Source organism: Enterobacter sp. E12, from assembly GCF_014596715.2.
Lineage (GTDB): Bacteria > Pseudomonadota > Gammaproteobacteria > Enterobacterales > Enterobacteriaceae > Enterobacter > Enterobacter bugandensis.
On record NZ_CP115601.1, the window covers coordinates 2,729,016 to 2,743,110 of the forward strand.

The following is a 14,095-nucleotide window of genomic DNA, read 5'->3' on the forward strand; positions in this document are numbered from 1 at the left end:
TTAGTTTCCTTGCGGCAATCCGTTCAGCTCGGCCTGGGTGTTTTCAGGGGACACCAGCAGAGTAATTTCCACACGGCGGTTACGGGCGCGGTTTTCCGGCGTCGTGTTCGGCGCCACCGGGTTAATCTCGCCCCGCCCTTCCGCCTTCACGCGGCCAGGCTGAGAGAGGCTTCCCTGCAGCATTTTCTGTACGGAGCGCGCGCGTTCCAGTGAGAGCTCGTAGTTAGAGGCAAAGCGCGCGCTGCGGATCGGCACGTTATCGCTGTAGCCCACCACCAGAATTTTGCCGCTGACGTTGTTCATCGCCTGCGCAATGCGGTTGATGACCGGTTCATAGCGGTCGCGCACGACGGTCGAGGCGGAGGCAAACAGCCCGTCGCCCTTCAGGATCACGACGCTGCGATCTGCCTGGTCTTTTACCGCCACCAGGCCCGCCTCAATTTCAGGCTTCAGGAAGCCGCGCAGGTTAAGCACTGCGGGCAGCTGACGCGCTGGCTGCTGGATGGTGGTTTCCGGCAGTTGGGACTGATAAATCTTCGCCAGCACCGGGTTGGTGTTGTCGCCAAGGCGCCAGTTAAGCACGATGTAAAACAGGCAGGCGATAAACCCGGCCAGCGCCACGCAGGCCCACAGGGGAACCATCGGCCGCCAGAGCTTGCGCAGCACCGGACGATCTTCCGGATGGGGAGAAAGCGGCGGCGGATAGCTGCCGCGCACGCCGCGGATCATCTGCCACAGCCGCTGCTTGATGGTTTCAAGCTGGGTGCGGCCATTGTCCAGCACCCGATAGCGCCCCTCGAAGCCGAGCAGCAGGCAGTAGTTGATCATCTCCAGCAGCAGGATATGCTCGCGCGGGTTCTGCGACAGGCGCGCCAGCAGCTGGAAGAACTTTTCGCCGCCCCAGGTTTCGTTATGGAACGTCACCAGCAGGCCATTGCTGGACCAGACGCCGCTGCTGCCCCAGGGAGTCAGCGCGGCGGCCTCGTCCAGCGCCGTACACAGGCAGTAGCGCGCCCCGACGATCACTTCGTAGGGCAGCCCCGCCTGCTGACAGCGGACTTCAAAACGGCGAATCTCATCGATCAGGCGCTGGCGTAACGCCACCTGATCGTCATGTGATACCGAATGACGGATCTGCGGAATCGCGTTGAGCAGCGGATTGGCGGCCGCCACCAGCTGATTGTTGCTACTGGCTCCGGTAAACGCGGCATCACTGCCGCTATCCTGTCGTTCCTGCATATTAAGCGCTCGCTTTATTATTCTGTCGGGCTACGGATGGCCCAAAACTCCATATCCAGCCCCGGGAACTCTCCTGCAAGGTGCAGGGCGAATGCGCCGGACTTATCCATCTCGTGCCACAGCTCGCTGCCCTTCTCCAGCTCGAAGTAGCTGTAGCCGGCATGCCACGGGATCTGCGGCGGCGCGACCGGCATGGCGCGCAGCATAATGCCCGGCAGCTGCAGCTGAACCAGATCGCGAATTTTCGAGACCGGGGCAATTTTCATCTGCGCCGGGAAATGGGTTTGCAGGTGTTCGCCCGGCACGTTGGCTTTCACCGCCAGCACGAAGCCAAATTCGCGCACCATGCTGGTTTCAGGAACGGTGGCGATGTTCAGGCCATGCGAGCGCTCGTTAAGCGGCAGTTGAATGGCGTGGTCTTCCATCACCAGCGACAGCCCCTGGCGCAGCATTAGCATAAGCTTGCTGAAGCAGTTCGCCAGATCGTCGTGATCGTAGATCGGCAGCACGCTCTCGGTGGTGCGCTGCGACGTCCAGGTCGTGAGCTCGGTGGCAAACGGCAGCCAGCTGCGCCAGAGCGTTTCCGGGTGCAGCAGCGGCAGCGTTTTTAAATGTGAAACCTCGCCCAGATGACGGTTCACGAGCGAAAGCAGCGTAAATTCAATCAGTTCAGAGGTGTTAAAGCGGCCAGGCTGACGCAGGCGGCCGCCAATCTGCTGGCTGCGCTGCACCAGCAAACCGTGCAGATCGTTGATCATGCTGTAGATCTGCGGGCTGTTATTGGCGTTCAGCATCGGCGGGATGTAGCTGTTATCCAGCCGCACGTGGTTGTCGTTGCGTTTTTCAGTCACAAACGCCACGCCGATGGATGTCCATTCTGCCGTGAGGTCTTTTTCCAGCATCAGCGTCAGGCGCAGGCGGCCAAACTGGACGGTGGCATCCCCCACCGACATGGCGTTATCGTCCTCCACCTCCTGCTCAAACGCGACGAAGCGGGCCAGCGAGGCAGGCTCTTCGCTGAAAATCACCTCTTCCCGCTCGCCACGACGAACCGGCAACGCAAGCACCACCTTTTCGTTGGTGAGATTGTCAGGAATTTTTAGCGGCGCGGGACCATTGCGTCCGTTGCGGACCTGGAAAAAGGTGCCGTCCGGCAGTAACCCGCTGCAGTAGCTCAGGGCAATGCAGCCCTGGCGAAGCATCGCTTCGTCCAGTTCTACGTCGAGAAAGCCCCAGAGATAGGAACGCTGCAGCGCACCCCACTCACGAACATGGTTGAGCAGATAACTTTCAGTCCGCTGAAAATGGTGTGGACGCAGGAACATGCCTTCGGTCCAGACGACCTTTTCTGCTTTGGTCATGATGATGTGTTTCCTGTTGTGAAGCGCGTTACTGGCTGATGACCCGAATGCCGTTTACGTCGAGAAAAACGTTGGCCTGGAGTTCATCCGCGGACCATTTCCAGAACTGGTAGATATGATTTTCGCCTGGCACAGGCAGCGGGAGTGAAACGCGCCATTTTTTACCGTCCAGCTTCTGATATTCCGCCATCACGCCGATATAACGCGCCTCAGGATCGCTCTGACCGCTGAGGGTTTTGGACAGCTGTCCCGGCATCAGGAAGAAAACGTCGCTGTTCAGCAGATTCGCGCCAAGCGTTGCTGACGCGTTGTTCTGCAGGGAATAGAAGTCGCTGGACATGAAATCCGCATCGGATTTCAACAACAGCACCCGGACTTTAAGTGGCGCAGAATCATTGATTTGTGGATGAGCCTGAAACTGCAGATTGTAGCGGGAAGGGTCGCTGTGTGAAGACGACGTACAACCACTGACAAGGGCGAAAATCGCCGCGTAAAAGACTAACCACAGCCGATGAAACTTTTTATTATTCATAAAAATACGCCCACGAAAGCCGTTTAGTTCAGGATCCAGGTACCGTTAGCGCTGTCTTTGCAGGCTTTGCTGTTGCCATCCACATCGACGCAGGTCGCTTTTTTACGCACCTTAGGACGAATGGCCTGTTTGCGGACGGTGGCTTCGTACTGGTCGGCTTTGATAACGGCACGCATCGGGACGTAGCCAATCAGCTGGTCGTTCCCCTCATCGGCGAGCGCCATCCAGTAGTGTTCAACCTGCCCCAGCACTACATAGGTTTTTCCGGTTTCCAGCGTACGGATAACCTTTCCGCCAAAATCAGGACGGCTCATCAGGGAGGCCGGGTACATGGCACGATAAGGCTCGTTGAGCTGGGTGAATTCCGTTGGCGGCACCACGGCGTGACGGTGGGTCAGGGTGACACCGTTGACCTGGCTGGTCACGATCGTGTCGTCGGTGATTGCCGGTTTCTGTGGCGCTTTACAGCCCGCCACCGCCATTACAAACAGAAGTGAAAACAGTACGCGCATTTTCATATGCTTTTCCGTAGCGATATTTTGATGATGGAGATAAGGGGATGAAATTTGACTTAGGTGCTATTGTTAAAATAGTCAGGATAATTTCGGGGTGTTACTAATTTAAAGGCATAGCTACCGCACGAGCCCTTCAGAATAAGGCCCAGCGTCTTCCTGACATATTTTGACAAACGGTAAACAAGTTTACATGAGCTTTGCTTCAATTCAATATTTACCGCATCGTAACTGTTGGTAAATGAAGCAGTCGGAAAATTATAGGATTAATCCTATGATAAAAAACGATATGGCCCACGCTTTCTTATTCCCCCACCATAATATGACATAACCTTATGTTTTATCTATTAAAAAACACAAAGGATAACTACTTTATTAACGCAGTCACGCTATTACCGCCACTACCATAATTAGTAGAATTCGCGGTTTTTTGATGTCAAAGGAATATATCTCTGATGAATTATTTGTTGCACTAACAGGGTATGTTTAATATTGAAGACGCTTCATCGTCTGGGTGAGAGTATTTCACTTATGCAGCAAGATGTTAATTTCATGCCGCAAAAAAAGCGTATATTTTAGGCCGTAATAATTCCACTGTCAGGTATACCTTATATCTATTATTCATTAAGCGTGAGTAAACCTTTCTGCCATTCTCTCAATTGAAAAATGCCTCCAGTAGTCCATCAGACGCGAACCGCGGCGATATCTCCAGCGCATCAGCTTCATTCGAAGTTTAACTGGCGCTACATACTTTCCTGCTCACCGCCATCTATCTCGCCTACCGATTGATAGATAAAATTTATTATTAAAATGATAAAATTTCGTTATAATTTCTTTAAATATTTAAACACAAGATCATATAAATCACTGTAATAAAAAGAGTTTTAGTTAAGTCGCTTTTCCGTTCCGTATGTGCTTTGCCATTCGGTCGTCATTGCTTTCACCTATTGCTCTCGTCAGTGATTTTTTGAGCTCAGGCGTTGTGTGATCGAACAAATCAGGAGTGGGTATGAACAAGAAAAGACGCTCGGTGCCAGGCATCAGACACTATGACGGCCCTGCCGGCGGCTGGGGCGCGTTGAAGGCGACGGCCATTGCAGTACGTACCCAAATGGATACCCTGGACGCTCCCGCGACGCTGCTGCGTACCAACCAGCCGGACGGTTTTGACTGCCCCGGCTGCGCGTGGCCCGATAAAGAGCACAAGTCGACATTCCAGTTCTGCGAGAACGGCGCGAAAGCGGTGACCTGGGAAGCGACCAGTAAGCGCGTGACGCCCGATTTTCTGGCGGAAAACAGCGTCTCCTCGCTGCTGGCTAAATCAGACTTTGAGCTGGAAGGTTACGGTCGTCTGACGCATCCCCTGCGCTATGATCGGGCCAGCGATACCTTCCGGCCCGTCGACTGGGACGAGGCGTTTCAACGCATCGGGGAAATATTGCGCGGGCTCGAACCGGACCAGGTCGAGTTCTATACTTCCGGGCGCGCCTCCAACGAAGCGGCGTATCTGTTCCAGCTGTTCGCTCGCGAGTACGGCACCAATAATTTCCCGGACTGCTCGAATATGTGTCACGAGGCCACCAGCGTCGGCTTGCCGCGCTCCATCGGAATTGGGAAAGGCACCGTCTCGCTGGACGATTTCGACAAGACTGAGCTGGTGATCTCCATCGGTCACAACCCCGGCACCAACCATCCGCGAATGATGGGTACCCTGCACGAGCTGGCGCGTCGCAATGTGCCGATTATCGTTTTCAACCCGCTGCGCGAACGCGCCCTCGAACGTTTTGCCGACCCGCAAAGCGTGATTGAAATGGCAACCTATAGCTCTACGGACATCGCCTCGACCTACTTCCAGGTGAAGGCCGGGGGCGATGCCGCCGCGCTGAAAGGCATTGCTAAACACCTTCTGGAGATGGAGGCCGAACGCGGTGACGTGCTTGACCGCGCGTTTATTGCAGAACACACCCGGGGTATTGAAGATTTTGCCGCCGATATCGCGCAGACCCGCTGGGAAGACATTGAGCGCGAGTCGGGGCTCAGCCAGGCGGCGCTCAAAAAGGTGGCCGAGGCCTATGCCAAATCAAACGCCACCATCATTACTTACGGAATGGGGATTACCCAGCACAATAAAGGCACGGCGAACGTCCGCCTGATTGCTGACCTGCTGCTTCTGCGCGGGAATATCGGTAAGCCCGGCGCGGGGATCTGCCCCCTGCGCGGCCACTCTAACGTTCAGGGGAACCGGACCGTCGGGATTAGCGAGAAGCCTGCCCCAGCCTTCCTGAACCGCCTGAAAGAGGTGTTTGGCTTTGAGCCCCCTTCCCGTCACGGACACGATGCGGTGCAGGCGACGCAGGCCATGATCGACGGTCGCGCAAAAGCGCTCATTTGCCTCGGCGGTAACTTTGCCGTCGCGATGCCCGACCACGAGAACGGTTTCCCGGCGATGGGTAACCTGGATCTGAGCGTGCACGTCGGGACCAAGCTGAACCGTACCCATCTGCTGGTGGGCAAAGAGACCTTTATTTTCCCGTGTCTCGGCCGCACGGAGCTGGATATGCAGGCCACCGGCCGTCAGTCGATCACCGTCGAAGACTCTATGTCGATGGTGCATGCTTCCTCCGGCAAGCTGAAACCCGCCTCGCCGTTGCTCCGTTCGGAGCCTGCCATCGTCGCTGGCCTCGCAAAGGCTACCCTGCCGGAAACACGCGTGGACTGGCTGACGCTGGTCGAGGATTACGACCGCATCCGCGATTTGATCGAGCAGACCATTCCGGGCTTTGAGAACTACAATGCGCGGATCCGTGTTCCCGGCGGCTTCCGCATGCCGCTGCCTCCAACACAGCGTATCTGGCCGACCGCAACGGGCAAAGCGATGTTTTCGGTATTCGACGGCGTACAGGAAAACGCCAGCGGTGAAGGCGAGCATGTGCTGCGCCTGATCACGCTGCGCAGCCACGATCAGTACAACACCACCATTTACGCCCTGGACGATCGCTACCGTGGCGTATTTGGCCGCCGCGACGTGCTGTTTATGAACGAAGAAGATATGGCGCAGTCAGGGCTGGAACACGGCGATCGCGTGGATATCGAAACCGCCCTCCCCGGCAGCGCGCAGCGGCTGGAAGATATTACGGTGGTGGCGTACAACATCGCCCCGGGCTCCGTCGGCGCGTATTACCCGGAGGCCAACGTGCTGGTGCCGCTCGATTATCTCGATAAGGACAGCGGTACGCCGTCGTATAAATCGGTTCCGGTTCGCATTACCCTGCGCTCGAAAGAGATCCGCATGCTGTAAGGCTTTACGCGCAGAGAAGAGTGATGGACATAAAACAGTTAAAATATTTACTCGCGCTCGACGAGACCCGCCACTTTGGTAAAGCGGCATTGCGGTGCAACATCACCCAGCCGACCCTCTCCATGCGCATCCGCAGCCTGGAAGAGGAGCTGGGGCTGGTGTTGATCGTGCGCGGGCAGCGCTTTGAAGGGTTTACGCCGGAGGGAGAGCGCATCCTCGCATGGGCGCGCGCGCTTCTTGCCGCGCACGACGGATTGCAGGCGGAAGCCGCGCTGTGCAAAGGCCAGGTGGTGGGGGAATTACGTCTGGGGATGGTGCCGCTGGCGAGCGTGGATCCGATGATCTTTATCCGCCTGCTGACGCAAAAATACCCGGAGCTTACCTACAGCCTCTATTCTATGTCTTCGGCGCAGATTGCCGACGGCGTCAGCCGCAATAAGCTTGAGCTGGGGATTTGCTACCTGAACAGCATCGACACCAGCCTGTTTGACATTATTCAGCTTCCTAAAACGAAGATGGGGCTGCTCCACGACACCCGTCATTTCCAGCTTACCCCGGAGACGCTGACCTGGCACGACCTGACGGATTTTCCGCTGGGGTTCCTGACCAAAGGGATGCACTACCGGGCGCATATGGAGGCCAGCTTTAAAGCTGCTGGCATCGAACCGACGGCCGTTTTTGAGAGCGACTCCACGTTCCAGATCATTCAGGCGGTTCAGAGCGGCATATGCTGCGCCGTGATGCCGCTGAATAACGGGCTGGAAGCCCTGAACGGCACTTTCAGGATTGTCCCCATCGCCGACGCGAACATTGAGGCTCCCATCGGCCTGATTATGCGCAGGCAGAAACCCGTCTCTTCGCTGGCGCTGCGCTGCTTTACCGACGCGCAGGCGATTTATCACGCGGACAAGGAGGCGTAAGCCTGCCGCGACACCACGCTAAAACCGCCGATCAGCACTGCGGCGCAAACCTTCCGGTATTCCGGCGCACTCACCAGCTCGCGCAGCGCATCGCGAATGGCGCTGAGCGTTTCGGGGGACGTGCGTCGCGACGTGATTAATGGCAGCCCTGGCGTCAGCGGCGTTTGATCGAACGCCGCCAGCCCCGCAAGCCGTTCCGGCTCATGACGCTCCAGCAGCGCCCAGGTCACGCAGTCGATGGCGGCGATATCGCTCTTCCCGCGCTGCACGTCAATCAGCGACTGACGGTGGCTGCCGCTGAAGGACGTTTGTGAAAAAAATGGCCCGTCGACAATCAGGGGTGCCACCTTTTTTCGCAGCGCGTTATAGCCGGACTGCGAGTCTTCCGAATTACAAACCGCCCTACGTCCGCGAAAATCCGCCAACGTGAGATGCCTTTCCTCCTCGCGCGCTACCAGAAAACTGCGGTACTGGCTCCCTTCGCAGCCCGCGGCGGTGTAGTGAAAACAGCCCACCACCTGTACCTCCGGGAGCTGCGTCACCAGCGGGTAGCCGCATGTCTGGCTGAGGATAAGCTCAGGCTGCTGCCAGTGGGCCAGCAGGTTAGACTCCGGCCAGCCGGGAATACGATCGACGGGCACGCCACGCGCGGCCAGCAGATGCTGCACCGCCAGCCAGAGCGCGCGGGTATCGCCGCGATCCACGGCGTACATGGGAAACGCCAGCAGGTTACTCATACCTCTCCTCCTGTTGTTTTCCGGGATGGACGGTGACCTCCACTGGCCGGGTCCAGAACTGGCGTAGCCATTCACCGTAGCCCCGGACCACAAAGCCGTGGTTACGCTGCCGGTACGCCTCCCGGTTTTGCCGGTAGATCGTCGGCAACCCGTACCAGGGAACGCCCGGTAAATCGTGGTGAATAGAATGGTAGTTGAGATTCAAAAACAGCACCCGCCAGACTAGCCCGGCCTCGTTAATGACCGAGCGCGCGAGCGGATCGTCCGCCGCCCGATGTTCGTAGAACGAGCGGACCTTGGTCAGCGCCAGCGCCGGATAGCTTACCGCCAGCACAAACCAGACGGGTGAAAAGCCGTGATGCACCATCCACGCGAAAAGTGCCGCCAGCAGCAGAGCGTGAACCAGCCACATCGCCATCGCCCGCAGGTGAAAATCACGAAACGCCGCCCCGGCGCCGCCCAGCGCCTGAAGGATATCCAGCAGCGGCGCCAGCAGAAGCCGCCCGGCAAAGGTATTCCGGGCCCGGATCAGGCGCTTCTGCCACGGGGAAAAGCGCGCCCAGCTCGCCTCGGTAAAATAATACGACTCCGGGTCATCCGCCGGAAAGGTCAGGCTATCGTGACGGTGATGGGCCAGATGGGAATCCCGGTACAGGCCATACGGATACCAGACCGCCAGCGGGAGCGTGCCAAACAGCTGGTTAAGCCGGGCAAAACGGGTGGGATGCCCGTGGATCAGCTCGTGCTGCAGGGACATGTACCAGGCGGTAAACCAGATAAGCAGCAGCGTGGCGGGAAGCAGGCCGAGCGTTTGCCAGAATGTTAGGGTGGAAAACCAGCCGGTATAGATAATGACGATCAGCAGCCACGTAGGGAGTTCACTTCGCCACAGAACCCCAGATGCAAGTCGGTGGATGTGATTGCGCTGCTGCGGATGTAAATAGAGGGAGCTTCGTTTACTCATTCCTTCAGACGCCGTTTCGCCAGAGACAATGCTCTGACGATCGGGGATAACGCCTGAAATGACAAAGAACTTAAATCGCTTTGCTTTGCCGGAAACGCAGGGTCACGCCCGGCTTGACTTATTCTGTGGTAAAGGTACTTTTCAGGACATGAAGAAAATATTAATTATCGTACCTGACGGCGGCATGCTGTTTGAGGCCGCCGGTATCGCCGACATTCTGATGCAGGCCAACCGGCTGCATCCGGAAGGGCTTACCCAGCCCCGCTACCGTATCATCATTGCCACCACGCAGCCCCACCAGGTGATCCACGGCCAGTCTGGCCTGAACCTGCTGGCGGACTATCGTCTGCCGGAGCTGGATCCGCGCGAACCGCTGGACACCATTATCATCACCGGACGCGGGATCAACGAGCAGGAGAGCACGGCGGTGGTGGACTGGCTGCACCTCGCTGCCCCGCACGCCCGGCGGGTCGCCTCCATTTGTGGGGGCGCGATGCTGCTTGCCCAGACCGGCTTGCTGGACGGCCGCCGCGCAACCACCCACTGGCGGCTGCTGGAGACGATGCAAGCCCAGTACCCGGCTATCCACGTCGAAGGCGGCCCGCTGTATATTCAGGATGGCCCCATCTGGACCTCCGGCGGCGTGAGTTCCGGATTCGATCTGACCCTGGCGCTGGTGGAAGACGACTACGGATTTACCCTCGCCCGCGACGTGGCGCAGGATATGGTGATGTATCTGCGTCGCCCCGGCGGACAGCTGCAGTTCAGCCGCTATAGCCTGCAGCAGCCTGGCGCATCGGGGCCTATCAGCGAACTGCAAACCTGGATCCTGCAGAACCTCACCGCCGACCTGTGCGTGGAAAATTTGGCCGAAAAGGTGGCGATGAGCCCGCGCAATTTCACCCGGGTTTTTACCCGTGACGCGGGCGTCTCGCCTGCCCGTTACGTGACGGAAGCGCGCCTGGCCGCCGCCCGACAGCTGCTTGAGCAGACCCATGATCCCCTTGAGCGGGTTGCCGAGCAAAGCGGGTTTGGCACCAGCATTAACCTGCGCCGCGTGTTTGAGAAACAGCTCCACCTCACGCCAGGCGAGTATCGCCAGCGCTTCCACTGCCGCAAGATGGCGTAATCTGATCCTTTTTTGTCGTTTACGCCAACCGGCCCCGCGCCTACAGTGACTCCAGACAACAGAGATAAGGAGTGCACCATGGTTAAGGTCGGTATTAACGGTTTCGGCCGTATCGGACGTAATTTCCTGCGCGCGGCGCTGGGTAACCCGGATCTTCAGATTGTGGCCATTAACGATCTGACGGACAGTAAAACCCTCGCCCACCTGCTGAAACATGATTCCCTTCTGGGCAAACTGCCCGCGCCCGTTGAAGCGGCTGACGGCGCGCTGCAGGTGGACGGTCAGCGGATTGTGGTGTTTAGCGAACGCGACCCGGCAAATATTCCGTGGCGCGATGTTGGTGTTGACGTGGTAATTGAGGCCACCGGCTTCTTTACCGATCGGGAAAAAGCGGCGGTGCACGTCACGCAGGGTGGCGCAAAGCGCGTCATCATCTCCGCGCCCGGCAAGAATGATGATCTGACGGTTGTGATGGGAGTGAACCACGATCGCTACGACCCGGCTCAGCACGTGGTCGTCAGTAACGGGAGCTGTACCACTAACGGTCTGGCGCCGGCGGCTCAGGTGCTGCATCAGCAGTTCGGGATCGAGAATGGTCTGATGAACACGACGCACGCCTACACCAACAGCCAGGCGCTGCACGACCAGCCGGAAAAAGATCTGCGCGGTGCGCGCGCGGCGGCGCTGTCGATTGTGCCTTACTCCAGCGGCGCGGCGAAAGCGCTGGGCAAAGTGATCCCCTCCCTGGACGGCAAGCTGACCGGGTACTCCCTGCGCGTGCCGGTGCCGGTGGTGTCGATTGTGGATTTAACGGTAACGCTCAGCCGTAGCGTAACCGCCGAAGAGGTGAATGAGGCGTTCCGCAACGCGGCCGCCAGCGGGCCTCTGAAAGGGATCCTGGGCTATAGCGATGAACCGCTGGTCTCCAGCGACTACCAGGGCGACCCGCGCTCCTCCATTATCGACGGGCTTTCCACGCTGGTGATTGGCGGGAACATGGTGAAGATCCTGGCGTGGTATGACAACGAGTGGGGCTTCTCTAACCGCCTGGTGGATCTGGCGGTGCTCATGGATAAGAAAGGGCTGTAAGCCTGGAGCCGGGTGGCGCGAACGCTCACCCGGCAAAAAATCATTCCGCTTTCACTTTCACGCCCATCAACACAATCACCATCGCCGTCACCAGCAGGAACCCGCTTCCGGCGAATACGCCGCTGGCACCGTTAAGGTCAAATACCGCCCCGCCCCCGGCCGCACCGGCGCTTATCGCCAGCTGGATTGAGGCTACCAGCAGCCCCCCTGCACTTTCGGCTTCATCCGGAACGGTGGTGGCAAGCCAGGTTGACCAGCCCACCGGAACCAGACCAAACGCAAAGCCCCACAGCGCCACCAGGAAACCGTCCAGCATTGCCAGATGGCCAAACACCACCATCGTCAGCGCCAGTATGCCCATGGCGAACGGCACCAGCGCCAGCGTCAGGCGCAGATTACGTGCCAGCAGATGTCCGGCAACGGAAGTACCGACAAAGTTCGCCAGCCCAAAGCCCAGCAGGATCAGTGAAATGGTCTCAACGTTCGCCTGCCCCACCGTTTCCAGGAACGGGCGCAGGTAGGTAAAGAAGGCGAAATGGCCACTGAAGATCAGAATAGTGGCCAGCATGCCGCCGATCATGCCCGGTCGACGCAGCACGCGGAACAGCGTACTGAGGCTACCGCTGCTCTCGGGCTTCATGGACGGCAGCACCCAGATCTGCCACAGCAGCGCCAGTACGCTCGGCAGTATGCAGAGCACAAAGACGTTGCGCCAGCCGATCAGGCTACCCAGATAGCTCCCCAGCGGGGCAGCAACCACGGTGGCAATCGACACGCTGGAGAAAATCACCGCCAGCGCCTTCGGTACTTTATCCGTCGGAACCAGGCGCATCGTGGTGGCCGTCGACATCGCCCAGAAGCCACCGATGGCGACCCCTAACAGCAGGCGCCCCATCAGCAGGACGTGCAGCGTAGGCGCAAAGGCCACCAGCAGGCTGGAGATGATTTGCAGCACGGAGAAAAACATCAGTACCCAGCGACGGTCGATACTTTTGGTCGCCGGCGTAATCAGAAGCCCGGTGATCAGCGCCACCAGCGCGGTGGCGGTGACGGCCTGCCCGGCCATGCCCTCGCTGACGCCCAGGCTCGCGGCCATCGGCGTCAGCAAACTGGCTGGCAGGAACTCAGCCGTTATCAACCCAAACACGCCCAGCCCCAGTGAATAGACGGCCCGCCAGGCGGGTCTGGCAGGCGCCACGGCCTCTCTCGCCACGACACATGAATTCATCTGTTGTTCTCCCGTTATAAAAATGTGACAACTGTCGCAAAAGCATAGAGGGTTCACCGTGGACGATCTATGACATATAATCTCCACTTATTGATTATTCGTCCGGAGTTGCGCCATGACCGTTCAGTCCCCCGATTTGATCAGCGAACTCTTACGCGGCATGCGCCTGTCGGGCGTGAAATACCGACGGATTGAAGCCAGCGCGCCGTTTGGCGTGGCGTTCCACCAGGCGCCCGGTAAGGCGCAGTTCCATTTTGTGAGCCACGGTAGCGCCCTGCTGCGTATGGAGAGCGGTGCGACCTTCGAACTGAGCGGCGGCGACGCGCTGTTTATTCCCGGCGGGAACGCCCACGCCCTGCTCTCTGACGCGCAGGCAGCCATTACTCCGGTGAACGCCTTTCCGAGCGAGCCTATCTGCAGCTCGGTGTGCGCCATAACCTGCGAGCCCTGTCCGGAGAGCGAGAACACCATCATCTTTAGCGGGTGTATGGATTTTGAGCTCGGCGGGATGCAGCCGCTGATTAAAGCAATGCCTGAAGTGATGATGGTCAGCCGGCTGATGTCCACCTGGCCGGAAATTCATCCGCTACTGGTGGCGATGGAGCGAGAATCCATGACCCGTCAGGCCGGGTTCGCCGGGATCCTTGCCCGGCTGGCTGATGTGGTGGCGGCGTTAATTGTGCGCGGCTGGGTTGAGGGCGGCTGCGGTAAAGCCACCGGCTGGGTGCAGGTTTTACGCGACCCGCGCCTGAGCCGGGCCATTTACGCCATGCACCAGCAGCCTGGCCTGAACTGGAGCGTGGCGGATCTGGCGAAAGAAGCGGGCACCTCACGCTCCGTGTTTGCCGAACGGTTTCTGGCCGCGACGGGGACGACCCCGGCAAAGTATCTCAGCGAACTGAGAATGCGGCTGGCGATTCAGTACATTCGTCACGAAAATCAGCCGATTGAAACGGTCGCACTTAGGCTGGGTTACGGATCGCTGGCGGCGTTTAGCCGGGCCTTTAAGCGCATCATTGGCCATGCGCCGGGCACGCTGCGGGAAGCCGGTCAGACGCCGGAAGAGGTCTGATAGCGCGGCAATAT

At 58.5% G+C, this 14,095-nt stretch carries 12 protein-coding genes; 5 read left to right on the top strand and 7 right to left on the bottom strand.

Going from position 1 to position 14,095, the window contains the following annotated elements; all coding sequences use genetic code 11:
• The 4 genes from IB212_RS13000 to IB212_RS13015 are packed head-to-tail and all read right to left on the bottom strand — an operon-like array spanning window position 1 to window position 3,650.
• On the bottom strand, window positions 1-1,239 hold the full coding sequence (locus IB212_RS13000; protein WP_028013493.1) for a DotU family type VI secretion system protein: 1,239 nt from the start codon (window positions 1,237-1,239) through the stop codon (window positions 1-3).
• A gap of 17 nt (window positions 1,240-1,256) precedes the next feature.
• A complete protein-coding gene (gene tssK / locus IB212_RS13005) occupies window positions 1,257-2,600 on the bottom strand; it encodes a type VI secretion system baseplate subunit TssK (protein ID WP_041909533.1) in 1,344 nt (447 codons plus the stop codon).
• A 28-nt stretch (window positions 2,601-2,628) separates the two neighbouring features.
• Window positions 2,629-3,132, bottom strand: coding sequence for a type VI secretion system lipoprotein TssJ (gene tssJ / locus IB212_RS13010; protein ID WP_028013495.1), 504 nt, complete (start codon window positions 3,130-3,132; stop codon window positions 2,629-2,631).
• Window positions 3,133-3,155: 23 nt separating this feature from the next.
• Window positions 3,156-3,650, bottom strand: a complete 495-nt coding sequence (locus IB212_RS13015) for a hypothetical protein (protein ID WP_028013496.1) — start codon at window positions 3,648-3,650, stop codon at window positions 3,156-3,158.
• Between the two features lie 1,003 nt (window positions 3,651-4,653).
• Between IB212_RS13015 and IB212_RS13020 the strand changes: the two genes are divergently transcribed.
• Both IB212_RS13020 and IB212_RS13025 read left to right on the top strand, forming a co-directional pair.
• Window positions 4,654-6,942, top strand: a complete 2,289-nt coding sequence (locus IB212_RS13020; protein ID WP_041909529.1) for an FdhF/YdeP family oxidoreductase — start codon at window positions 4,654-4,656, stop codon at window positions 6,940-6,942.
• Between the two features lie 23 nt (window positions 6,943-6,965).
• Window positions 6,966-7,862, top strand: coding sequence for a LysR family transcriptional regulator (locus IB212_RS13025; RefSeq protein ID WP_188246018.1), 897 nt, complete (start codon window positions 6,966-6,968; stop codon window positions 7,860-7,862).
• Here IB212_RS13025 and IB212_RS13030 read toward each other — a convergent pair.
• Together IB212_RS13030 and IB212_RS13035 are read right to left on the bottom strand one after the other, a co-directional pair.
• The gene (locus IB212_RS13030; protein WP_041909522.1) at window positions 7,841-8,599 is read right to left on the bottom strand and encodes a phosphate/phosphite/phosphonate ABC transporter substrate-binding protein; all 759 of its coding nucleotides are present in this window, start codon (window positions 8,597-8,599) and stop codon (window positions 7,841-7,843) included. The two genes, IB212_RS13025 and IB212_RS13030, sit on opposite strands and share 22 nt — an antisense overlap.
• Complete coding sequence (locus IB212_RS13035) at window positions 8,592-9,563, bottom strand: fatty acid desaturase (protein ID WP_041909520.1); 972 nt, start codon at window positions 9,561-9,563, stop codon at window positions 8,592-8,594. Before IB212_RS13035 ends, IB212_RS13030 begins: the two co-directional genes overlap by 8 nt.
• Before the next feature lie 148 nt (window positions 9,564-9,711).
• Here IB212_RS13035 and IB212_RS13040 point away from each other — a divergent pair, with 148 nt between their 5' ends.
• Both IB212_RS13040 and gap read left to right on the top strand, forming a co-directional pair.
• A complete protein-coding gene (locus IB212_RS13040) occupies window positions 9,712-10,692 on the top strand; it encodes a GlxA family transcriptional regulator (protein WP_041909518.1) in 981 nt (326 codons plus the stop codon).
• 78 nt (window positions 10,693-10,770) lie between these two features.
• Window positions 10,771-11,781 carry a type I glyceraldehyde-3-phosphate dehydrogenase gene (gap, locus tag IB212_RS13045; RefSeq protein ID WP_041909516.1) on the top strand — a complete coding sequence of 337 codons (1,011 nt, stop codon included), beginning with the start codon at window positions 10,771-10,773 and terminating at the stop codon, window positions 11,779-11,781.
• Between the two features lie 40 nt (window positions 11,782-11,821).
• Here the strand turns inward: gap and IB212_RS13050 are convergent, their stop codons facing one another.
• On the bottom strand, window positions 11,822-13,009 hold the full coding sequence (locus IB212_RS13050) for an MFS transporter (RefSeq protein WP_041909515.1): 1,188 nt from the start codon (window positions 13,007-13,009) through the stop codon (window positions 11,822-11,824).
• 115 nt (window positions 13,010-13,124) lie between these two features.
• Here IB212_RS13050 and IB212_RS13055 point away from each other — a divergent pair, with 115 nt between their 5' ends.
• Window positions 13,125-14,081, top strand: coding sequence for an AraC family transcriptional regulator (locus tag IB212_RS13055; protein ID WP_041909514.1), 957 nt, complete (start codon window positions 13,125-13,127; stop codon window positions 14,079-14,081).
• The last annotated feature ends 14 nt before the right edge of the window (window positions 14,082-14,095 follow it).